The organism is Paenibacillus glucanolyticus NBRC 15330 (assembly GCF_004000885.1).
GTDB lineage: Bacteria > Bacillota > Bacilli > Paenibacillales > Paenibacillaceae > Paenibacillus_AQ > Paenibacillus_AQ glucanolyticus.
The window spans coordinates 83963-106559 of sequence record NZ_BIMC01000019.1; the positions used below are offsets into that span (position 1 = coordinate 83963).

The 22597-nt window shown below is 51.0% G+C and carries 19 protein-coding genes; 14 read left to right on the forward strand and 5 right to left on the reverse strand.

Annotated features, from left to right (window positions below; genetic code table 11):
- Positions 1–226 precede the first annotated feature (226 nt).
- The 3 genes from kduD to kduI all read right to left on the reverse strand — a co-directional run bounded on the left by kduD (position 227) and on the right by kduI (position 2686).
- Complete coding sequence (gene kduD, locus PGL02S_RS22355) at positions 227–979, reverse strand: 2-dehydro-3-deoxy-D-gluconate 5-dehydrogenase KduD (RefSeq protein WP_036643014.1); 753 nt, start codon at positions 977–979, stop codon at positions 227–229.
- 83 nt (positions 980–1062) lie between these two features.
- A complete protein-coding gene (locus PGL02S_RS22360) occupies positions 1063–1812 on the reverse strand; it encodes a DeoR/GlpR family DNA-binding transcription regulator (RefSeq protein WP_036643016.1) in 750 nt (249 codons plus the stop codon).
- A gap of 40 nt (positions 1813–1852) precedes the next feature.
- Positions 1853–2686, reverse strand: a complete 834-nt coding sequence (gene kduI, locus PGL02S_RS22365) for a 5-dehydro-4-deoxy-D-glucuronate isomerase (RefSeq protein WP_036643017.1) — start codon at positions 2684–2686, stop codon at positions 1853–1855.
- 290 nt (positions 2687–2976) lie between these two features.
- On the opposite strand from kduI, the gene PGL02S_RS22370 reads away from it, so the two are divergent.
- The 11 genes from PGL02S_RS22370 (at position 2977) to PGL02S_RS22420 (ending at position 15790) form a co-directional block, all read left to right on the forward strand.
- Positions 2977–3876 (forward strand): glycerophosphodiester phosphodiesterase, encoded by a 900-nt coding sequence (locus PGL02S_RS22370; RefSeq protein ID WP_036643018.1) that lies wholly within the window; start codon positions 2977–2979, stop codon positions 3874–3876.
- Positions 3877–4196: 320 nt separating this feature from the next.
- Positions 4197–5456, forward strand: coding sequence for an urea ABC transporter substrate-binding protein (gene urtA, locus PGL02S_RS22375; RefSeq protein WP_006208904.1), 1260 nt, complete (start codon positions 4197–4199; stop codon positions 5454–5456).
- Between the two features lie 53 nt (positions 5457–5509).
- Positions 5510–6415 (forward strand): urea ABC transporter permease subunit UrtB, encoded by a 906-nt coding sequence (urtB, locus tag PGL02S_RS22380; protein ID WP_036643019.1) that lies wholly within the window; start codon positions 5510–5512, stop codon positions 6413–6415.
- 15 nt (positions 6416–6430) lie between these two features.
- Positions 6431–7519 carry an urea ABC transporter permease subunit UrtC gene (urtC, locus tag PGL02S_RS22385; protein WP_036643021.1) on the forward strand — a complete coding sequence of 363 codons (1089 nt, stop codon included), beginning with the start codon at positions 6431–6433 and terminating at the stop codon, positions 7517–7519.
- Positions 7494–8333 (forward strand): urea ABC transporter ATP-binding protein UrtD, encoded by an 840-nt coding sequence (urtD, locus tag PGL02S_RS22390; RefSeq protein ID WP_006208906.1) that lies wholly within the window; start codon positions 7494–7496, stop codon positions 8331–8333. Before urtC ends, urtD begins: the two co-directional genes overlap by 26 nt.
- A complete protein-coding gene (gene urtE, locus PGL02S_RS22395; protein ID WP_006208907.1) occupies positions 8311–9006 on the forward strand; it encodes an urea ABC transporter ATP-binding subunit UrtE in 696 nt (231 codons plus the stop codon). Before urtD ends, urtE begins: the two co-directional genes overlap by 23 nt.
- Positions 9007–9253: 247 nt before the next feature.
- Entirely contained in the window at positions 9254–10741 is a 1488-nt protein-coding gene (gene araA / locus PGL02S_RS22400; RefSeq protein ID WP_036643022.1) for an L-arabinose isomerase, read from the forward strand.
- 101 nt (positions 10742–10842) lie between these two features.
- A complete protein-coding gene (locus PGL02S_RS22405) occupies positions 10843–11931 on the forward strand; it encodes a GntR family transcriptional regulator (protein ID WP_036643023.1) in 1089 nt (362 codons plus the stop codon).
- A 97-nt stretch (positions 11932–12028) separates the two neighbouring features.
- Positions 12029–12718, forward strand: coding sequence for an L-ribulose-5-phosphate 4-epimerase (gene araD / locus PGL02S_RS22410; protein ID WP_036643024.1), 690 nt, complete (start codon positions 12029–12031; stop codon positions 12716–12718).
- Between the two features lie 51 nt (positions 12719–12769).
- Positions 12770–14440: a ribulokinase gene (locus PGL02S_RS22415; protein WP_006208911.1), complete on the forward strand. Its 1671-nt coding sequence runs from the start codon at positions 12770–12772 to the stop codon at positions 14438–14440.
- 159 nt (positions 14441–14599) lie between these two features.
- Complete coding sequence (locus PGL02S_RS22420; RefSeq protein ID WP_036643026.1) at positions 14600–15790, forward strand: sn-glycerol-1-phosphate dehydrogenase; 1191 nt, start codon at positions 14600–14602, stop codon at positions 15788–15790.
- Between the two features lie 1272 nt (positions 15791–17062).
- Here the strand turns inward: PGL02S_RS22420 and PGL02S_RS28345 are convergent.
- Entirely contained in the window at positions 17063–17251 is a 189-nt protein-coding gene (locus PGL02S_RS28345) for a hypothetical protein (RefSeq protein ID WP_155984634.1), read from the reverse strand.
- A gap of 53 nt (positions 17252–17304) precedes the next feature.
- Complete coding sequence (locus PGL02S_RS22425) at positions 17305–18222, reverse strand: ArsR/SmtB family transcription factor (RefSeq protein WP_036643027.1); 918 nt, start codon at positions 18220–18222, stop codon at positions 17305–17307.
- Between the two features lie 423 nt (positions 18223–18645).
- Between PGL02S_RS22425 and arfA the strand changes: the two genes are divergently transcribed.
- The 3 genes from arfA (at position 18646) to PGL02S_RS22440 (ending at position 22596) form a co-directional block, all read left to right on the forward strand.
- Complete coding sequence (gene arfA, locus PGL02S_RS22430; protein ID WP_376167490.1) at positions 18646–20133, forward strand: arabinosylfuranosidase ArfA; 1488 nt, start codon at positions 18646–18648, stop codon at positions 20131–20133.
- A 169-nt stretch (positions 20134–20302) separates the two neighbouring features.
- On the forward strand, positions 20303–21631 hold the full coding sequence (locus PGL02S_RS22435; RefSeq protein ID WP_036643028.1) for an ABC transporter substrate-binding protein: 1329 nt from the start codon (positions 20303–20305) through the stop codon (positions 21629–21631).
- A 71-nt stretch (positions 21632–21702) separates the two neighbouring features.
- Positions 21703–22596: a carbohydrate ABC transporter permease gene (locus tag PGL02S_RS22440; protein ID WP_006208918.1), complete on the forward strand. Its 894-nt coding sequence runs from the start codon at positions 21703–21705 to the stop codon at positions 22594–22596.
- The last annotated feature ends 1 nt before the right edge of the window (position 22597 follow it).

Sequence of the window (22597 nt, forward strand, 5' to 3'; positions counted from 1 at the left end):
ATATCGTAAAGTTAGCATGTCCCAAAGGATGGTTCGTATATTCGTGAAATGTCAGGACTTTAGTGAGGATCGGGAGAGTTGAATCATTTAAAGAGAGGGGGCAATTACAAAAAAAGAGGTTACGCTATCTCTGCGCATAATAGCAGCAGAAGGCGTAACCTTATAAATGTCCGTACAGTAGGAGCTTTATGATAACATCAGGTTCAGGTTGAACCGTGTATTGATGTTAGCGGGCCATCCATCCGCCGTCAACGCAAAGCACATGTCCATTCATGTAATCCGAAGCGGCGGAAGCTAGGAAGACAGCAGGTCCGCCGATATCCTCAGGTTTACCCCAGCGACCGGCTGGGATGCGATCCGTTATGGAAGCGCGGCGGTCCTCGTCTTGGCGGATAGCTGCCGTGTTATCGGTTTCAATGTATCCTGGGGCAATTCCGTTGACCTGGATGCCGCTGGCCGCCCATTCGTTAGCCAGCGCTTTGGTCAAACCGGCGACACCATGTTTGCTTGCGGTGTAGCCGGGTACGTTGATTCCGCCTTGATAGGAAAGCATGGAGCAAATATTGATGATTTTACCGCTGCCGCGCTCAATCATATGTCTGCCTGCCAGTTGGGACAGCATAAATACGGTGTTCAGATTCAGATCCATTACATCGAGCCAATCTTGGGCAGCATGATCCTTGGCCGGCGTCCGGCGGATAATGCCGGCGTTGTTCACCAGAATATCCACGTGTCCCGTCAGCTCCAGCGCTTGGTCGAAGGTATGCTGCAGTTGGCTCTGGTCACTTAAGTCCACCCTGATCTTAGAAGCCTTTCTGCCAAAAGATGTGATCACCTCAATTGTTTCCGCGCTCGTATTCATGGACACGGCGACGATATCCGCACCGGCTTCGGCAAGGGCAATCGCGATTCCTTGCCCAAGACCGCGAGCAGATCCGGTTACGATTGCGGTTTTGCCAGATAAATCAAACCTGTTCATGCACAGCATCCCCTCTCATTTTGTTCAATTCATAAGGTTGAAATTAAGTGGCTTGCTCGAGTGTTTCCTTTCAAGCAAGCGAGTTACAGCATGGTGACACCCGCTGCATCATATTGTTTTATCGTATCGGAGGGCAGGCCTGTATCGGTAATGATGCCGCTTATTTCCTGAAGGGTGGAAAAGGTCCTCAGTGCGGTTTGACCGAATTTATGGTGGTCAACAACGGCATAAACCGAAAGCGCGGTTTCGATTAAAGCACGCTTGAACGGGATCAGATCCCCGGTGTAAATGGACAATCCATGATCAAGATGAACGCCGGTAGCCGAGATAAAGGCTTTTTGAATGTTCAACTGCTTCACATACGATACGCCTTCAGGACCTGCAAGCATGTTCCTTACCCGGTAGCCGCCTGGAACCACAAGCCGGATGTTGTTCTTGGTGGCCAGCTCACTGATGATGTACACATCGTTCGTGATGACTGTTAAGGGCACATCATCCAGTCTGCGGGCAATCTCCAGTGTGGTGCTGCCTCCATCCAGTGCAATGATGTCGCCGATGTTGATATGGGCCAGTGCTTTTAGCGCAATCTCGGTCTTTTCGTCCCGATTCTTTGCCAGCGGCTCTTTGGATGGCAGGATGCCAAACTGATCGCTGTGCGCGAGGACAGCTCCGCCGTGCACACGAACGACAAGTCCTTGTTCCTCCAGCTTGGTCAGATCCTCGCGAATTGTTTTCCCTGTCACTTGCAGCTGCTGGCTCAAATCCGCGACAGTCACTTCTTTGTGGGTGAGAAGGAATTCCATTATTTTTTCATAGCGTCGTAACGGGTTCATATGAATCTCAACTCTTCCGTAGCTTAATGATGAATCCCCTCTATTTTAAATCCTTCATGGACACGGGGTCCATATCATCATATCTTTTATTATCTCCGGCCATACCCCAGATAAAGGTGTAATTGCTTGTGCCTACTCCGCTGTGGATAGACCAGCTTGGCGAAATCACGGCTTGTTCATTGCGCATCACGATGTGCCGTGTCTCGTTTGGCTGACCCATGAGATGGATGACAACCGCATCTTCCGGCAAATCAAAATACAGATAGGCCTCCATGCGTCTTGGGTGGGTATGGGCAGGCATGGTGTTCCACATATTTCCTTCCTTCAGCAGGGTCATACCCATCACGAGCTGGGCGCTCTGAATGCCTTTTTGGTGAATAAACCGATAGATGACACGATCATTGGAGGTTTTGATATCGCCCAATGCGCTGGAATCGGCTTCTTCAAGGGTAGCTTTGGCAGTCGGGAAGGTTTGATGCGCCGGAGCCGAGTTCAAATAGAATTTGGCAGGATGTTCAGGATCCGAGCTTGTGAAAATGACTTCTTCCGCCCCCATGCCAACGTAGAGACATTCTTTGTTGCTGAGCTCGTGCTCCGTGCCGTCCACCCGTACGGTTCCATGTTCGCCAATATTAATAATGCCAAGCTCACGACGCTCCAGGAAAGAGGAAACGCCCAGCTCTTTAAGGTCGGTTTCCAGTGTGATGGGTTCCCGAACCGGAGCAGCACCGCCAATAATCAAACGGTCTTCATGGGTAAGGACAAGCTCCAGCTTGTCAGGTGTGAACAGGGCGGGAATATGGAATTCCTTGCGGAGCCGGTCCGTGTCAAATTGTTTCACTTCATTAGGGTGTGAGGCATAACGTCTTTCCATTATCATTCATCTCCTCGTTATTCTATTGTAAATAAATCAAATAATGTTCATATAAGTACAAATTACTCCATTTACGTTCATATTACAATACCAAAAATATTAATTGCACAAAAATGATTCCTCCAGGCTCTGCACGATCTATCTGTAAGGGGAAATCCGGCTGACTGAAATTCGGCTGTATAGGGAAGAATTAGCATCAGAAGTGATAACGAAAGCTGGTTCAACTTGAGTCTAAGCTAGGTATCTATTATGAATCAGCAGGGTTCGTTCCAATAGGAGATTGATAGCATATGAAAAAAATGATCGTTATCATGACGGCTGCGCTCATGGTTACCGGTTTCCGAATATCTGCCGATGTGCCGAATTATCCTTTGCATGACATAAGAGAACAGGCAGCCTGGATCGGGTCCGAGGGTGACGCCAATCAGTCCTGGATCAATATCGCTCATCGGGGGGCGTCGGGCGCCGCTCCTGAAAATACGATGGCCTCCTTTGCCAAAGCTTTTGATATGGGAGCAGACATGCTGGAGCTGGACGTCCAGATGAGCAAGGACGGAGAAATGGTGGTCATCCACGATACGACGGTTGATCGGACGACGAACGGTCAAGGAAATGTGGGGGATTTAACCTTTCAGGAGCTGCGGCAGCTGGATGCCGGCTCATGGTACGGATCGGAATACAAAGGCGAATTGATTCCGACACTGTCGGAGGTGCTTGAGCATTTCGGGGGACGAATCGGGCTGCTGATCGAATTGAAATCGCCTGATTTGTACCCAGGCATTGAGCAAGGGGTTGCAGATGGGCTGAAAAAGGTTATGAAGGGTGCCAACGGACCTCAGCGATATAAGGAAATGGTTGTTGTCCAGTCGGCAGACACGGATGCGCTGCTCCGGTTTCATAGACTGATGCCAGATATTCCGCTTGGCGTGGTCATCACCAGTTCAGGCGAGTTGTCCAGGGAGCGAATGCAAGATATGAAGGCTTACGCGGAATACGTGAATGTCTCAATGAGGCTTGTCACCAAGGGATTAGTTCAAAAGATCCATCAATCCGGGATGAAAACCTTTGTCTGGACCATTCGGGATATGCTGCAAATTCCGTATGTGCTTCAGATTAACGTAGACGGAATCATTACGGATTATCCGGATCGGGTACCTATCTCAATTACAAACAGGAAGACCATCCGATAGTCAAAAACATAAACAACCTTTATAGATAGTCTCTACACCACAGCCTTTTTAAGAAAAGGCTGTTTTATTTTTGTGTGATAATATATTACATAAATTAAAAATTGACGATTATTCGATTTGTAATTTCGATTTTATGTTATGTTAATTAACATTTAATATTGAAAAATTGCGACGATTTTACTAAAAATGAAAAAAAGAAATAAATTTATGTAAGTATTATTGACACAGGAAATATAAGGCAACTATAATGTGGATTAACGAACAGAGATAAGAAGATGCAGACAGAATGTTCGGAAACAGAAAAAGGGAGTTGGGAGCGTATGAAGAAACAGAGCGTAATTGTAAAGGGATGGGCCTCTTTTGTATTATGCGCCATTTTGATGTCAGGCTGTGTTACGGAAAAGGAAGCTGCTCCGAACGCCGGAGCGGATAACGGCAGCGCGCCAATCGAAGCCAAAGGTGATTCAATCAAGGTTGGCATTCTTCACTCCCTAAGCGGAACGATGGCGATCAGCGAGGTATCCGTCAAGGATGCCGAAATGCTTGCGATCGAAGAAATTAATGCGGCAGGCGGTGTGCTGGGCAAGCAGATCGAACCTGTGATCGAGGACGGTGCCTCGGATTGGCCGACCTTCGCCGAGAAGGCGGGCAAACTGCTGCAGCAGGATAAGGTTGCCGCCGTGTTCGGAGGGTGGACCTCCGCTAGCCGTAAAGCGATGCTCCCTGTTTTCGAACAAAACAACGGTCTTTTATTTTATCCGGTCCAATATGAAGGGTTAGAATCTTCCCCTAACATTTTCTATACAGGTGCAACAACCAATCAGCAAATCGTGCCTTCGGTATCCTGGCTGCTTGAGAATCGGGGCAGCAAAATGTTCCTGCTCGGATCGGATTATGTGTTCCCGAGGACGGCCAACAAAATTATCAAGGCACAGCTGACTGCAGAGGGAGGGGAGCTTGCGGGAGAGGAATATACACCGCTGGGTCATACCGATTTCAGTACGATTATTGCCAAGATCAAAGAGGCGAAACCCGATATCGTCTATAACACGCTGAATGGCGACAGTAACGTGGCATTCTTCAAGCAGCTGAAGGATGCGGGCATCACTTCCAAGGATATGACCACGTTGTCCGTAAGCGTGGCGGAGGAGGAAATTCGCGGAATCGGCGCTGACATTCTTGAGGGGCATCTGGCAGCTTGGAACTATTATCAGTCTACGGATACGCCGGAGAACAAAGCCTTTGTTGATAAATACAAAGCGAAGTATGGTGCCGACCGGGTTACAGCCGATCCGATCGAAGCGGGATATACCGCTGTGTACTTATGGAAGGCTGCGGTAGAGAAGGCCGGTTCAACAGAGGTAGCCAAGGTCAAGGAAGCGGCTAAAGGCATCGAGTTTGCTGCACCGGAAGGCAAAGTCACTATTGACGGCGACAATCAGCACATCTACAAAACGGTGCGCATTGGCGAAGTGCAGGCAGATGGTCAGTTTAAAGAGCTCTGGAACTCGGGAGAACCTGTTAAACCCGATCCGTATCTGAAAACGTACGATTGGGCGAAGGGGTTAAGCGGAGAATAAAGCAGTAGGCACGAAAAGGCTCCCGGGCCTTTTCGTGAAAGGAGGCTCCCGAAATGGAAATGACAATCCTGCAGGTGTTCAACGGATTGAGTGTCAGCTCGATTTTATTATTGATTGCACTTGGCTTGGCGGTGACGTTCGGATTGATGAATGTTATTAATATGGCCCATGGCGAGCTGATCATGATCGGCGCCTATTCCACGTATGTCACCCAGGGCTTGTTTACCGCGTATATGCCGAAATCCTGGTTTGATACTTATTTCATAGCGGCGCTGCTGGTTTCCTTTGTGGTTGCTGCCCTCATCGGTTGGCTGCTTGAAATGATTCTGATTCGGCACCTGTACGGAAGGCCGCTGGACAGTTTGCTGGCTACATGGGGTGTCGGGATGATGCTGCAGCAGATCGCAAGGTTCATCTTCGGCGCTCCGAACGTGGCCGTAACCAGCCCATCCTGGCTGAACGGAGGGCTTGCGATCACTTCAAGCATCGTGCTTCCTTATAAACGGTTGTTCATTATTGTATTGGTGGCCTTGGTGCTGACGGCAATGTATCTCTATATTTATCGAACGGTTCAGGGCAGGCGGATGAGAGCGGTGATGCAGAACCGGAACATGGCGGGATGCCTTGGCATTTCAACCCGGCGTGTGGATGGTCTCACGTTCGCGATTGGCTCGGGTATCGCGGGTATTGCCGGCTGCGCATTGACGCTGCTCGGACCCATCGGTCCGTCGATTGGAACCTACTACATCGTGGATGCCTTTATGGTGGTCGTGCTTGGCGGTGTTGGAAAATTGATCGGAACGGTTGCCGGGGCGCTGGGAATCGGTATGTTTAATACGCTGTTTGAGACCTACACTTCGGCTTCCATCGGCAAAGTGCTGGTGTTCGCCTTAATCGTGGCTTTCCTGCAGTGGAAGCCTCGCGGGCTTGTTGCACTTCGAACGCGCAGTCTGGATTAGAGAGGAGGGGATGGTATGGTGCTGAAATGGTTGACAGGAAATCCCGGCAGCCGGACAAAACGGATTCTGTGGAGTGTTCTGCTGCTTCTCATGTGTATGGCTCCTTTGTTCATGACCCCTTTTCGCTTGGGGTTGTTGACAAAATTTCTGGCTTTGGCGATTCTGGCGGTCGGACTTGATCTGATCTGGGGATATGGCGGTATTCTAAGTCTTGGACACGGTGTATTCTTCGGACTTGGCGCTTATGCTATGGCGATGTATCTTAAGCTCGAGGCCAGCGGGACGTCCCTGCCCGATTTTATGAGCTGGAGCGGTGTGGAGGGACTGCCCTGGTTCTGGGAGCCCTTCCGGTCGTTTCCCGCTGCCCTGATACTCGGGATGCTGCTTCCGGCGCTGCTCGCTTTGATTCTCGGTTTCTTTACGTTCCGCAACCGGATCGTGGGCGTGTACTTTACGATTCTGACCCAGGCTCTGGTCATGATTGTAGTCACGCTGTTTGTAGGCAAGCAGGAGTGGACGGGGGGCACGAACGGACTGACGGGATACCCTTCGATTCTGGGCTTTAACCTGAACACGCCGTCAACCAAAATCGGATTGTATTTCATCACGCTGGCTGCTTTGGCAGGGGCATATGTGCTGTGCAGAAGGATTGTGAGCAGCCGCGTGGGTCAGGTGCTGGAAGCGTCAAGGGATGGAGAGAACCGGGTGCGGTTTCTCGGATTTGACCCTTCCCGTTACAAGACGTTTGCTTTTGCCGTCTCGGGCGGTCTGGCCGGGCTTGCCGGAATGCTGTTTGTACTTCAGGTAGGCATTATATCCCCTTCCATGATGGGGATTGTCCCGTCCATTGAAATGGTATTATGGGTGGCTCTGGGCGGGAGGGGGACCCTTATCGGCGCGATTATCGGTACAGTGCTGCTGAATTCGGCCAAAACCGGGATCAGCGAAGCCTACCCGGAAGGCTGGCTGCTCGTATTGGGCGCTTTGTTTGTCATTGTGGTTGTGTTGATGCCAAAAGGATTGGTAGGAGTATGGAGCAAGGTGGTTTCGTCATTATCCCGAAGAGGAGGTACTGTCCATGCAGCCGTACGCAAAGAAGGTTGATTTTTCCGTCCCAGTCCGTGGAGAAGTGAGAGAAATCGGCATTTCACCAATCGTGTTGTCCGCAGAGGATATCACGGTGACTTTTGGCGGGTTCGTGGCGGTAAACGGCATGAATCTGGCGCTTCGCAAGAATGAACTGCATTTTCTTATCGGCCCAAACGGTGCTGGAAAAACCACGATGCTGGATGTGATCTGCGGGAAGACAAGGCCTGCTGCCGGACGCGTGCTGCTGGGGGACGGCCTGGACATTACTAAAAAGCGGGATTATGAAATTGCAGGTCTCGGTGTCGGGCGGAAATTCCAGGCACCCTCGATTTTTGCAAACTTGAGTGTTAAAGAGAATCTGGAGCTGACACTCGATCCCGATCGAAGTGTGTTTCGGGCGCTTAAGGTAAGGAGAAATCGATGCACCACGTTCGAGATGAAGAAGGTGCTGGAGCAGATCGGGCTTCCTGATCGGCTCCATGTTCGGGCAGGTTCTCTGTCGCATGGGGAGAAGCAGTGGCTGGAAATCGGCATGCTGCTGCTTCAGAAGCCGCGATTGCTGCTGCTGGATGAGCCGGTAGCCGGAATGACGGATGAGGAGACGATGAAGACAGGAATGCTTCTTCAGGATATCGCCAAGGCATGTTCCGTTGTTGTGGTTGAGCATGATATGGATTTCGTTCGTTCTTTTGCCGCGAAGGTTACGGTGATGCATGAAGGGAAACTGCTGAAGGAAGGCTCCATGGCGGAAATTCAGCGCGATCCGATGGTTGCCGAGGTGTATCTGGGCAAAAGGAGGGAGACCAATGCTCAAGCTGCAGGGCATTGAATCGGGTTATGGAGAGAGCGCCGTCCTGCGCGGCGTATCCATGGTAGTCGACCCGGCGAAGGTTGTATGTCTGATCGGACGCAACGGCGTTGGAAAGACTACGCTTATGCGCACTTTAACCGGACAGCTGAAGATCCGTCAGGGGCGGATGAGTCTGGGAGAACAGGAGGTTACCGGCTGGGATTCTGTCAAAAGAGCGCGTGGAGGCATCGGGTATGTCCCGCAGGGGCGCGAGATATTCCCTCAGCTCACCGTGAAAGAGAATTTGCTGCTCGGGCTTGAGCCATGCGTGCCCAGGAGCAAGGTTTTTCCGGAGGATGTGTTAGCCTTGTTTCCCGTACTGCCGCAAATGTACCATCGTCAGGGCGGAGATTTGAGCGGCGGACAGCAGCAGCAGCTCGCCTTTGCCAGGGCGCTGGCCTCTCGGCCCAAGGTGCTGCTGCTTGACGAGCCGACGGAGGGCATTCAGCCGTCCATCGTGGAGGAAATTCAAGACGTGATCCGCGGGATCAAAGCCAAAGGAGAAACGTCGGTTATCCTGGTGGAGCAGAGCATCGAGTTTGTGCGGAGCGTAGCGGATTATATTTATGTCATGGATAAAGGCACGGTTGTAGCCGAAGGTGTTCAAGATGCCATTGACATGGAGCAGTTTGAGCATTATTTGACGGTATAGAGCTGCCTTGAATCTTGGATTATCGCGACCGGGAACATGCAGTTTGAGGGAGCAGGGGCTGTCATATAGGCCGGCATTTTCAGCCTATGGGACAGCTCTTTTTTTATTTTCGTCTTGCTATTTTTCAGGAGCGGGGGTAGAATGTGAGTGATTCTACTTGTACGTACAATTTATCATAAAACAAATAATTTAATAATAGGTATGTACAAGATAGTGACAAAGCATTCATTCAGGAGGCGTTCTAATCATGAAATTGAAACCGCATTCTTTTTGGTTTGTTACCGGAAGCCAGCACTTGTATGGTCCTGAAACGCTGGAGCAGGTAGCTGAGCATTCCCGCATTGTGGCAACGGAGATGGGGAAAGATCCTGTATTTTCGTACCCTATTCTGTTCAAACCGATCGTAACGACACCGGATGAAATATACAACCTGATTCTGGAGGCCAACAACGATGAGTCCTGTGCAGGCATAATGACCTGGATGCACACGTTCTCTCCGGCCAAGATGTGGATTGCAGGCCTATCCCAACTTCAAAAGCCGCTCCTTCATTTCCATACCCAATTCAACCGGGATATTCCTTGGGAATCGATTGACATGGACTTTATGAACTTGAACCAGTCCGCCCACGGTGATCGTGAATATGGTCATATCGGTGCCCGTCTCGGCATTGCCCGCAAGGTGGTTGTGGGTCATTGGGAAGATGGGGAAGTTCGTGACAGTATCGCCGGCTGGATGCGGACGGCCGCGGCTTATGCCGAAAGCCGCAGGCTGAAAGTGGCGCGTTTCGGTGACAATATGCGCCAGGTCGCGGTAACCGAAGGAGATAAGGTGGAGGCCCAAATTAAGCTTGGCTGGTCCGTCAACGGTTACGGCATTGGCGATCTTGTGCAATCGATGAATGAAGTGGGAGATGAGGATGTAAAGGCGCTCCTGAATGAATATGCAGAGCGGTATTCGATAGCAAAAGAAGGGCTTAGCGAGGGGCATGTGCGTGATTCCATTGCGTATCAAGCCCGGATCGAGATTGCACTGCGCCGTTTCCTGGAAGAGGGCGGGTTTGGCGCATTTACGACGACCTTTGAGGATCTGCACGGCATGAAGCAGCTTCCGGGACTGGCCGTTCAACGGCTGATGGAATCCGGCTACGGCTTCGGCGGCGAAGGGGACTGGAAGACAGCGGCTTTGACGCGCGTACTCAAGGTCCTTGCGGGCAATAAAAGCACTTCCTTCATGGAGGATTACACCTATCACTTCGAGCCGGGAAACCATATGATTCTTGGATCTCATATGCTGGAGGTATGCCCGACCATCGCCCTGGATCAGCCGACGCTGGAGGTTCATCCGCTCGGAATTGGAGGAAAGGGAGACCCGGCCCGTCTTGTGTTCAACGGCCAGGACGGTCCGGCAGTCAACGCTTCGCTGATTGATCTGGGACATCGCTTCAGACTTCTCGTGAACGTGGTCGATGGCGTCAAGGTAGAGCAGCCGATGCCGAAGCTGCCCGTGGCCCGCGTGTTATGGAAGCCGCAGCCATCCCTTCGCGAGTCTGCAGAAGCATGGATATTGGCTGGCGGGGCGCATCACACCGTCCTCTCTTATGCAATGACGTCTGAGCATCTGAGCGATTGGGCCGATATGGCGGGTATTGAAGCGGTTATTATTGACAAGGATACCACCTTGCAGCGGTTTAAGAATGAGCTCCGCTGGAGCGAAGCGGCCTATCGCCTGCGGTAACTGGTTCTGTCGGCATTCGCCTGGCCTGTGTTACAATAGCGAGATAACTTGGGATTACTCCAAATCCTAACATAATGAGTGCGTGAGGCTAGAGGTGAATGATGAATAATAGACGGATACCCAAATATATTGTATTAAAAAACGAACTGCTCTCCTGGTTTGAATCGGGCCGGCTTCAGGCGGGTAAACAGGTCCCTTCGGAGCATGAAATTGCGGATCAGTTCGGCGTAAGCCGGCAGACGGTACGCCAGACCTTCGGCGAGCTTGAGAAGGAAGGTTGGCTGGAACGGATACAGGGCAAAGGAACGTTTGCAAGAAATCCGGAGCGCCGGGAGAGCGAGCAGGTCAAGACGATCGGGATCATTACGACGTACATCTCGGATTACATCTTTCCGCATATTGTCAGGGGAGCCGAAGCCGAGCTGCGAAGCAAGGGATATCGCCTGCTGCTCTCCAGCACGGATAATAACAAGGATAAGGAGATGGACAGCCTTCAGCTTATGACCAGCCAGCCGCTTAGCGGGCTGATTATTGAACCGACTAAGAGTGCGGAAGGCAATCCAAACCTGTCGTATTTCTTATCCTTGCAGGAGAAGGGAATTCCGTTTCTGATGATTAACGAGAAGTATCGGGAGCTGGATTGTCCTTGCCTCAAGCTTGATGATGAGTTAGGCGGTTACAAGGCAGCGTGCCATTTGATCGAGAACGGACACACGGCGATTGCCGGGTTTTTCAAGCGGGACGATCTTCAGGGCGTGAATCGGCTAAAAGGCTTCTTGCGGGCACATCGAGAGGCGGGCATTCCCGTATCGCCGGAGCGGGTGGTTACCTACACAACCGAGCAGAAGGGGAGCTTCCCTTACGATCAGGCCGTACAACTGCTGAAGCAGCCGGATGAGCAGCGCCCGACAGGGCTCGTATGTTACAACGATGAGCTGGCCGTGTCTCTGGTGGAGGCCGCGGGGCAATGCGGACTACAGGTTCCACAGGATGTATCCATGGTCGGCTTCGATGATTCGACACTTGCGATTGCTTCCGGTGTGAAGCTGACAACGATGACTCATCCAAAGACGGAGATGGGGATCACTGCCGCGAGACAATTGATCAGTATGATCGAGAATCAAACGGAAATTTCCGATACGATTTATGAGCCTGAGCTGGTGGAGAGAGAATCAGTGAAAAAACAGTAGGTCATTATAGAAGATTTGAGGTCCGGAAAGACGGACCCCTGCATGCCAACTTGTACGTACAACTATATTTTTCAAATATAGAGAGGAGAGATTGTTCATGTTGGAGAATTTAAAGCAGCAGGTGCTGGAGGCAAATCTGGAGCTTCCGAAGTACGGACTTGTCACATTTACATGGGGGAATGTAAGCGGCATTGATCGGGAACGCGGGATGTTTGTTATTAAACCCAGCGGCGTGCCTTATGAAGAGCTGACAATCGATGACATGGTCGTGCTCGATCTGAAGGGAAATGTAGTTGAAGGCGATTTACGGCCTTCCTCCGATACCCCGACTCATCTGGTGCTCTATCAGAATTTTAAAGAGATTGGCGGGATTGTGCACACCCACTCGCCATGGGGAACGAGCTGGGCCCAAGCCGGACGCGCGCTTCCTGCCTATGGAACAACGCACGCCGACTATTTTTACGGGGAGATTCCGGTTACGCGTCCCATGACCCGTGAAGAGATCGAAGGCGCTTACGAGCGGGAGACGGGCAACGTCATCGTGGAGCGTTTCGCCGATCTGGATCCGAATCGGGTGCCCGGCGTGCTTGTCCATTCTCATGCGCCGTTTGTATGGGGCAAGGATGCCCATCATGCGGTGCATAATGCAGTGGTTCTGGAAGAGTGCGCGAAGATTGCGGCTCGCATGCAGCAAATCAACCCTGCTATTGAACCGATGGATCAGAATTTGCTGGATCGTCACTTTTTGCGGAAGCATGGGATTAATGCCTATTACGGTCAAAAGTAAAATTTGTCATGGTCATCATCATTCATGATTTCATCTGTGGGGGGAAATGAGATGGGGAAAAAGTATACCATTGGCGTCGATTACGGGACGCAGTCCGGACGTGCGGTATTGGTTAATCTGGCAGACGGGCAGGAAGTCGCGGATCATGTTACGCCATATCGGCATCATGTCATCGATGAGTTTTTGCCGGGTTCCGGACAGAAGCTTGAGTATGACTGGGCGCTTCAGCATCCGGGGGATTATCTGGAGGTTCTGAAGGTCTCCGTGCCTGCTGTCATTGAACAATCCGGTATTGATCCGGCGGATGTGATTGGCATCGGCATTGATTTTACGGCATGCACGATGCTGCCGGTTGACGAGCTTGGCGAGCCGCTCTGCTTCCACCCGGAGCTGGCGGATCAGCCGCACAGCTGGGTGAAGCTGTGGAAGCATCATGCCGCGCAGCCCGAAGCTGACAAGATCAACGCCATTGCCGCTGAGCGCGGAGAATCCTTTTTGCCGCGTTACGGCGGGAAGATCTCCTCCGAGTGGATGATGGCTAAGGTATGGCAAATTCTCGATGAAGCGCCGGCTATATATGAACGTGCGGATATGTTTCTGGAAGCGACGGATTGGGTCATTTCCCAAATGACTGGCAATATGGTCCGAAACAGCTGTACGGCTGGTTACAAGGCGATATGGCATAAGCAGGATGGATACCCAAGCAAGGCCTACTTTAAAGCACTGGATCCGAGATTGGAGAATCTGGCGGAAACCAAGCTCCGGGGCGAGGTCAGACCCCTCGGGAGCCGAGCGGGTGGACTTACAGAAACCATGGCCGAGGTGATGGGTTTAACCCCCGGTATCGCTGTTGCAGTGGGCAACGTTGACGCTCATGCGGCGGTTCCGGCTGTCGGTGTGGTTACTCCAGGCAAGCTGGTCATGGCGATGGGAACGTCGATCTGTCATATGATCCTCGGTACCGAAGAGAAGCGGGTTGAGGGGATGTGCGGGGTCGTGGAAGACGGCATTATCCCGGGATTGTACGGTTATGAAGCGGGACAATCGGCCGTCGGCGATATTTTTGAATGGTACGTTGAGGAAGCGCTTCCCGCGTATGTAACAGAAGCTGCGGCTGCAGACGGAATCGGCATTCACCAGTGGCTGGAGCGGGAAGCGGCTGCCTACAAGCCGGGCCAAACCGGTCTGCTCGCGCTGGACTGGTGGAATGGCAACCGTTCGGTGCTGGTGGATACAGACCTGACCGGGCTGATATTAGGGATGACTCTGCTGACGAAGCCGCAGGAAATCTACCGTGCCTTGCTGGAAGCAACGGCGTTTGGTACACGCAAAATCGTGGACGCCTTTCACGAGAATGGCGTGCCGGTGGACGTCCTCTATGCCTGCGGCGGACTGCCGCAGAAGAACCACCTTTTAATGCAAATCTATGCCGATGTCACCAACCGTGAAATTGTGGTGGCCGACTCCAAGCAGACACCGGCGCTCGGGGCTGCTATGTTTGCCGCTGTCGCTGCGGGTCAGGCGCAGGGCGGATATGATTCGATTATCGATGCTGCCGCGAAGATGGCACGGGTGAAGGAAGAAACCTTTAAACCGATTCCGGAGCATGTGGAAGTGTACGAGCAGCTGTATCGGGAGTACAGCAAGCTGCATGATTATTTTGGACGGGGCGAAAATGACGTGATGAAACGGCTGAAGCGGATTAAGCAGTCGGCTGAATAAACCATAGGTAGGTAGAAACAGCTGGAAGGGTTGAGCGTGGGATACCGGGGATGGCTATCGCGTTATAGCTTCGCAAGGTCAGCTCTGCTGTCAGGATGGGAATAGATCGAGAGAAATTGGCAAGGATCATACATGGATAGAATGAAGGGGAGGAACTGCATGACGGAATCTCTGAACTACGCAAAACGTTTGATGAGTCAGATGAAGGAAGTCCAGCCAACGTTCCGTGGTCTTGATGATATGGCGCTTGAGCGGGGAGTTATTCTTGATGTGCCTCTGTATCTGATTCGGCAGGGTCTTCAGTCACCGGTCTTGGTAGCGGATACGAACACATATGAAGCTGCTGGACAAACGTTGATGAACTGCCTGGAAGCAGCAGGTGTGAATTCCCGGCTGTGTCTGATCAAGCCCGATGAGCAAGGAGACGTTGTGGCGGATGAACGCTCGCTGATGCAGCTGCTTATTGAAGTGGAGCCGGAGCGGACAGGATGCCTGATCGCTGTGGGATCTGGCACGATTCATGATATTACCCGCTTTGCAGCTCACCGGACCGGCAAGCCGTTCATTTCGGTACCTACGGCTCCTTCTGTGGATGGTTTTACTTCAGCAGGCGCGCCGATTGTAGTCCGGGGAATCAAGCAGACCTTTGCGGCTACGGCTCCCCTCGCCATATTCGCTGACCTGGATATACTTGTTAAGGCACCCCAGCCGCTGGTTGCCGCCGGTTTTGGCGATATGCTTGGCAAATATACATCGCTGCTGGATTGGAAATTCTCTTCTACCACGGCAGGCGAGCCCTATGATGAAGGAGTGGCCGCCATTACAGAACAGGCGCTGGAGGCTTGCGTCAAGCATGTGCAGGCCATCGGTGATCGCACGGAGGAAGGCATCCGCATTCTGATGACGGCCTTGATTGAATCCGGCATCGCGATGCTGCTGTTCGGACAGTCCCATCCCGCCTCAGGGGCGGAGCATCATCTGTCCCATTATTGGGAGATGGCGTATTTGCGCCTGGGCAAGCGCGCGCTCCTTCATGGTGCCAAGGTGGGGGTGGCTTGCAGCGAGATTTCAAGCCTTTATCATGATGCGGCAGATCACGGAGTTTATCCGTATGCCGAGCCTACAGATTGGGAGCAGTACCGAACGTCAGTTCAGGAATGGCTGCGAAAGGTTCCTGCGAAGGAAGAGCTTGCTATCTTACTGCAGCAGGCTGGAGGACCTTCAAGCCTCCAGGAGCTTGGAATCGATGAGGAGCTGTTTCATCAGAGCTTGAAGGAGGCGCACGCGCTCCGTGACCGCCATACTATTTTAAGGGCTTTAAATGAGGCAAAAGTTGGGGCAAGTCGATAGGGAGATAACATGATAGTGGATGATTGACTGGTGACTACAGGTACTGAAATTAACTGGACTGAGTATAACTTGGAAATGGGATTGGCTGTTCGTTTGCATTTTGTGTGAGGTGCGTACAGTTCCCTGTACGTGTGTGTTCATGGTGCACACGGCTTCCTGCATGCACGGCTTCCTGTATGCACGGCTCTCTGTATGCACGGTTCCCTGTATGCACGGTTCCCTGTACGTACGGTGTGAATTGGTGCAGACGGGGCTCCCTGTACGCACATGCGCGTGGTGATGCAACTTCCCACTGCGCACGGTGCGTGGTCAAGGGCAGGCTCGATGCTGGCGACCATATATGAGAGATCGTTTGTTTGGTTAATGAGGTGGGGCGTCCAAAAGATCTGAATTCTAGTGGATGCCCCTTTTTGTTCTGTTTAGACGCTCTTATACTATCATACAGTTACTCTCGTGGTTGTTCGACTTAAGTTTTGTATGACTCGAGGCAGTTTGACATGTGGTTGTTCGAATTGAGGCAGTTCGACTTGTGGTTGATGACTTGTGGTTGCTCCTCCTATAGGTGTTCTATCCCTCCCGTGTTCCTCAACTGTTCCTTCAGTAACTATTCCTTATGCCACTTTTCCTTCAGTTATGTTCCCTCCAGTGTTGTTCATCCTGTGCCTGTCTTTCTGTGACTGTTCCTCAAGCATATTCCTTATTTTACTGTTCTACCTGTCACTGTTTGCACCATATTATCCTCCTCCAGAAAGTCATAGACCGATGAAGGAGGCTCGACCGCTCGCGTGCTGTTCAAGGATCCTTGTTAGCTCTGCTCTTTGCGTTCTTTTTTCATCCCCCGGCGCGTTAACGGACTCCATTGCTCTTATTCTCCGTAATCGACTCCGATTTCGAGTTTAACGGACTCAGGAGTCCTTATTATCACAAAATCAGTTTGATTTCCGGCAATTTCTACAGATTAACGACTTTCGTGTCCGTTAGTTTTCTAAATAACGCCATTTGGCGTGAATAACGGATTCTCAGTCCGTTAGCCCTGAGAAATCCACGAGTTGCAGCAGAGTTAGCAGCCCTCGCCAGAGGTCAGCCACCTACAGCAGATGCCACCGCCCTCGTCAGAGGCCGGCAATCTGCAGCAGAGTCCATCGCCCTCGCCAGAGGTCAGAGTCACCTACAGCAGATGCCAGCGGCCCTCGTCAGAGGTCAGCCATCTGCAGTAGTGGTAATCGCCCTCGCCAGAGGTCGGCCACCTACAGCAGATGCCAGCGTCCCTCGTCAGAGGTCGGCCATCTGCAGTAGTGGCAATCGCCCTCGCCAGAGGTCAGCCACCAGCAGCAGAGGCAATCGCCCTCGCCAGAGGTCAGCCACCAGCAGCAGTAGCAACCGCTCTCGCCAGAGATCAGTCACCCTCAGCAGAAAAAACAGCTGGAGCAGGGTTTCCCTGCATCCAGCTGTTTTTTTCATATGTCCGATGTTGAGTAGAAGCTGCCTACGCAGAACTTCCCCATCATGTACCCTTACTCTTCCTTCACATCATACAGGACGCGCGCCAGCAGGTCCTGGCTGTAGTTGCCGAAATGTTTGCCGTAAATGGTTAAGCCGCGCTTGTTGACCGATCGTTCGTTGACAGCAACCCGGAAGGTGAGCTCGCTCTTGTAATCCAGCTGAATCTGGTTCAGGCCTACGTCCGAAATGCGGCATCCATCGATGAAGCTGCCTTCCTTGTTGATCCGGATCAGCTTCAGCATGCCGTACTGGTTCAAATGGGGCGGCCACCATTCGGGATTGAAGGTGCCGCGTTTGTCGCCGAAATCACCGGGACTTGTCCAGCTGCCAATCTCGATGCCGTTGACATAAAAGAAAATATCCGATGGATAGTTATCGCAATATCCCGGAGCCTCAGAACCGAGCTCCAACGAGAATTGGATCTCGCGGAATGACTGGTTCGATTTCAAATAATTCGGAATCCGGTATTCCAGGAAACCTTCGGTAAGCCAGATGATTTCCGAATGAATCCGCTCCGGATCTGCGAAATAGCGTGGATCGTCAAAATCCCCGATAATACTGTCCTTGGTGGCTAATCCACAGGTCGGAATGACTTGGTAGTCGCTGTAATGCCCAACCTGAATCTCAACCTCGTACAAATTATCAATGTCCTTGCTGCGGAGATCAACCATCAGTGTGTCTTTATTCAAGTAACAAATCTTCTGTATGCCGTGCTTCCCGCCTGTGGTGTTGATCTCGATCAGACCGCTCTCCTCCAATTTCTTGATATGCATGGTGATGGCACCGTTGCTGAGGTTCAGCCTATTTGCCAGATCGTTCAGGTTCAAGCTTTGGTTCTTGGCCAGCAGCTCCAGAATTTGAATGCGAATTTCGGAGCTAAGGGCTTTAAAGATATCAAGCCCGCTCATTAAATCTTTAATGTAGATCATTTTATCTCGAACCTTCTTCCGATTAAGGGATTAAATAACGATGTGTACAGGGAATGATGTTTATTTCAAATAATTATAAATCAACATCAGCGCGAAATAAAGATGTGTTCCAAATCTTCGAGAATCTTGTGAAGAAAAAGATCATTTTGATAGTAGACACTCCTTTTATTTGAGGTTTATATCAAAATAAAAAGCATGGATATCAACAAAATAAGCGAATTTCGACAAAAATAAACTAAATTCTCTACTGAAAATTCATTTATTATTTATTTATATAAATCATTTTATATTTGTATATTTACATAGCACTCCTCATATGATATTTTATATCTGAAAACGAATTCATTCAGGTTTATTTAAAATGTTTCATAATTATTTTAACGGAAGGTGAAGGACTTGGCAGCTGAGAAAATGAAGGCACGGATGATCGTGGATAAGTCGTTTCGAATCGCGCAAGTTGATAACCGCATTTATGGTTCATTCATTGAGCACCTTGGTCGTGCTGTGTATGGAGGGATTTACGAGCCCGGTCATGAGACGGCGGATGCAGGGGGCTTTCGAAGTGACGTGAAGGAATTGATTAAGGAACTGAATGTCCCCATTATCAGGTACCCCGGCGGGAACTTTGTCTCCGGTTACAACTGGGAGGATGGAGTAGGACCCGTGACCGAGCGGCCGAAACGGCTGGAGCTTGCCTGGCGGACGCTGGAACCGAACGAGGTAGGCACGAACGAGTTTATTTCCTGGGCCAAGGAGGTTGGCTCGGAGGTCATGATGGCTGTGAATTTGGGCACCCGGGGTATTGATGCCGCCAGAAATTTGCTGGAGTACACGAACCATCCTGGAGGTACATATTGGAGCGATCTGCGCCGCAGTCACGGCTATAAACAGCCCCACAAGATCAAAACGTGGTGCCTTGGCAACGAGATGGACGGACCATGGCAGATTGGACACAAAACCTCTGCGGAATATGGCAGGCTTGCACTGGAGACGGCAAAAGCGATGCGGCTGGTTGATCCCTCGATTGAACTGGTTTCGTGCGGCAGCTCAAGCACCGGCATGCCAACATTCCCTGAATGGGAAGCCGCAACGCTGGATCATACGTATGAGGCGGTGGACTACATATCCCTGCATCAGTATTACGGTAACCGCGACAACGATACGGCCAATTACCTGGCGCTTACGCTGGATATGGATCACTTTATCCATACGGTCAAGTCCACTTGCGACTATATCAAGGCCAAGAAACGCAGCAAAAAGACGATGTACCTCAGCTTCGATGAATGGAATGTTTGGTATCATTCCAACGATGCAGACAGGCAGATCGATCCTTGGAGCGTGGCTCCGCCTCAGCTGGAGGATGTGTACAATTTCGAGGACGCCATTCTGGTGGGCAGCATGCTCATTACGTTCCTGCGTCATGCAGACCGGGTGAAGATGGCTTGTCTGGCGCAGCTCGTGAACGTGATTGCCCCGATCATGACAGAGAATGGGGGACGCGCCTGGAAGCAGACGATATTTTATCCATATCTTCACGTTTCGAAGTATGGCCGGGGTGTATCGCTGCTGCCGATCGTCGACTCGCCGAAGTATGATTCCAAGGACTTTACCGATGTTCCGTACCTGGATAGTGCGGTTGTTCATAACGAAGCCGACGAAGAGATTACGATCTTTGCCGTGAACCGTCATCTGGAGGAAGCATTGGACCTCGAATGCGATGTGCGCAGCTTTGAAGGATACCGGCTTATCGAGCATATCGTAATGGAGCATGACGACCTCAAGGCCGTGAATACCGCGTCGGAGGAGACGGTAAAACCCCACAACCGGGGAGAAGCCAAACTTGACAGCGGACATGTGACGGCACGACTTGCCAAGGCATCCTGGAATGTTATTCGTCTGAAAAAGGTCTGAGTTAACTTATGGAGCGGTCCCAAGGGCTGCTCCATCTCTCAAAATCATATCAAATTACACACAATATGAAAGCGCTTTCTATTCAGCGGGATAGAGAAGTACTGAAGGCTGAAGTACTGTTTTTGAGTGTAGAGGATATAGGAATGAAAATTGAGGGAGGTCCCGTATGATGAGGAAAAAATGGATAATGGTACTTATGGTGTTAGGCATGACGCTGTTCCTGTGGGGATGCGGTAAAGCGAACAATGCAGGGGGAGAAACCTCGGTTCTGGACGGAGGGGCGGGAGAAAGCGCCACGGAGCTTTCCTATTGGACATTCGTTGAGCTGCACGGACAGCATTTTGAGAAGATGCTGGGCAAATGGAACGCCGAGAATCCGGATCGCCAGATTAAGCTGAACGTGACGGTCATGCCATATGACGACATGCACAATAAACTATCCATCGCGGTTCAGTCCGGCACGGGTGCCCCTGATATTGCCGATATCGAGTTAGGCAAATTCCCGGATTTTCTAGCTGGAACTCCGCAGCTAGAAGCGCTCAATGACGTTATTGATCCATACCGAGATACCATCGTCAAATCCCGGATTGATCTTTACAGCAAGGATGGCGTGAATTACGGCGTCCCAACTCATGTTGGAGCCTCCGTGGCCTTCTATAATACCGAAATCCTGGAGGAGGCTGGTGTTAACTATCAGGATATCGTGACCTGGGAGGACTTCAAGCAGGCCGGCATCCAGGTCTATGAAAAAACCGGCAAATATATGGGAACGGCGGATACAAGTGCAGCCTGGCAGGCATCCATGCTGTTGGCGCAGCAAGGGGCCGACCTCACCGACGATTCTGGCAATCCGGTCGTGAATTCGGAGCCCATGATCAAGGCTATGACACTGCTCAAGGATCTGCAGGACAGCAATGCCATTGCGACTATCGCCGGTGGTCAGCCTGATACGGAAGAGGCTTATGGCGAGTTTAATGCAGGGAATTATGCTACCGCCTTCATGCCGCTGTGGCAAATGTCCAGATACACCAACTACATGTCCGATTTATCAGGAAAAATAGCGATCGCACCGATCCCGGTAATTGAAGAAGGCATGCCAAGATCCGTTGGCGGCGGCGGAACCGGTACCGTTGTTACCAAGACCGCAAAGGATGTTCAACTGGCGAAAGACTTCCTGGCGTTTGCCAAATTGTCGCTGGATGCCAACAAAGAGATATGGAACACGCTTGGGTTTGATCCGGTCAATATGGATGTCTGGGATATGAAGGATGTCACGCACAACCCTGAGAATCAGTTTGTCCAATATTTTGTGAACAACCCGTTTGATGTTCTGAATGAGATCCGGGATGAGATCCGGTTAATCAAATCGACCTCCGCTTCGCCCACCATCAACAACGTCCTGTGCACAACGACATTTAATGAGATTTTTGAGGATGGCAAGGACATTACAGAAGCTTTGAACGATGCCCAGAAGCAAATCGAACAGGAATTAAAATGATTCCGGCTCATCGGTAACCATAACGAAGGGCTGCTCATACGATGGGCGGCTCTTATCAAAGGAGTAAAGTGATGATTAAAAAATTTCTGTACTCTCAAAAGGTTGCTCCTTATGTTTTTGTGCTGCCGTTTATTCTGGTTTTCCTTGTGTTCTGGGTACTTCCGTTAGGCAGCTCATTTGGCATGAGCTTTCAGAAGATCCAGCTGGGTCAGGAAGCCGATTGGATCGGCTTGGCTAATTACGAGAAGCTGATGGGGGACGGCATTTTTCTGAAGGCGGTCATGAACAGTGCGATTTATATGCTGCTGACACTCCTTATTCTGATTCCGTTTCCGATGCTGTTTGCCGTGCTGATCAACAACAAGTTTATGTGGGGAAGAGAGTTTTTCAAATCGTCTTTTTTCTTTCCGGCACTGACGTCGGTTGTTGTGGCGGGTACTATCTTCCGGCTGATGTTTGGAGAGATGGAAGGGTCGCTCATCAACAGCATATTGGGCTGGTTCGGGGTGGATCCGGTGAAGTTTCTGAAGGGACAGGTTACCGGCTTCATTGCTTTGGTGGCTCTGGCCACATGGCGGTGGACGGGGGTTAATATGCTGTATTTTTTATCCGGACTCAAGAACATCCCGGATGACTATTATGAGGCGGCATCCATCGACGGGGCTTCGGCCTTTCAGAAGTTTACCAAAATCACGATGCCATTATTGAAACCGACCACGATTTATGTATTAACGATCAGCATTTATGCAGGGCTGGCTATGTTTATTGAGAGTATGATGCTGTGGAACGGCAACAATTCTCCCAAAAATATCGGCCTTACGATTGTCGGTTACCTGTACCGTCAAGGCATCGAGAAGAACAATCTGGGGTATGCGGCCGCTGTGGGGATTGTGCTTCTGGCCATTACCATGATCATTAATCTGACGCAGCTGAAACTCTCAGGAATGTTCAAGAAGGAGGATTGAG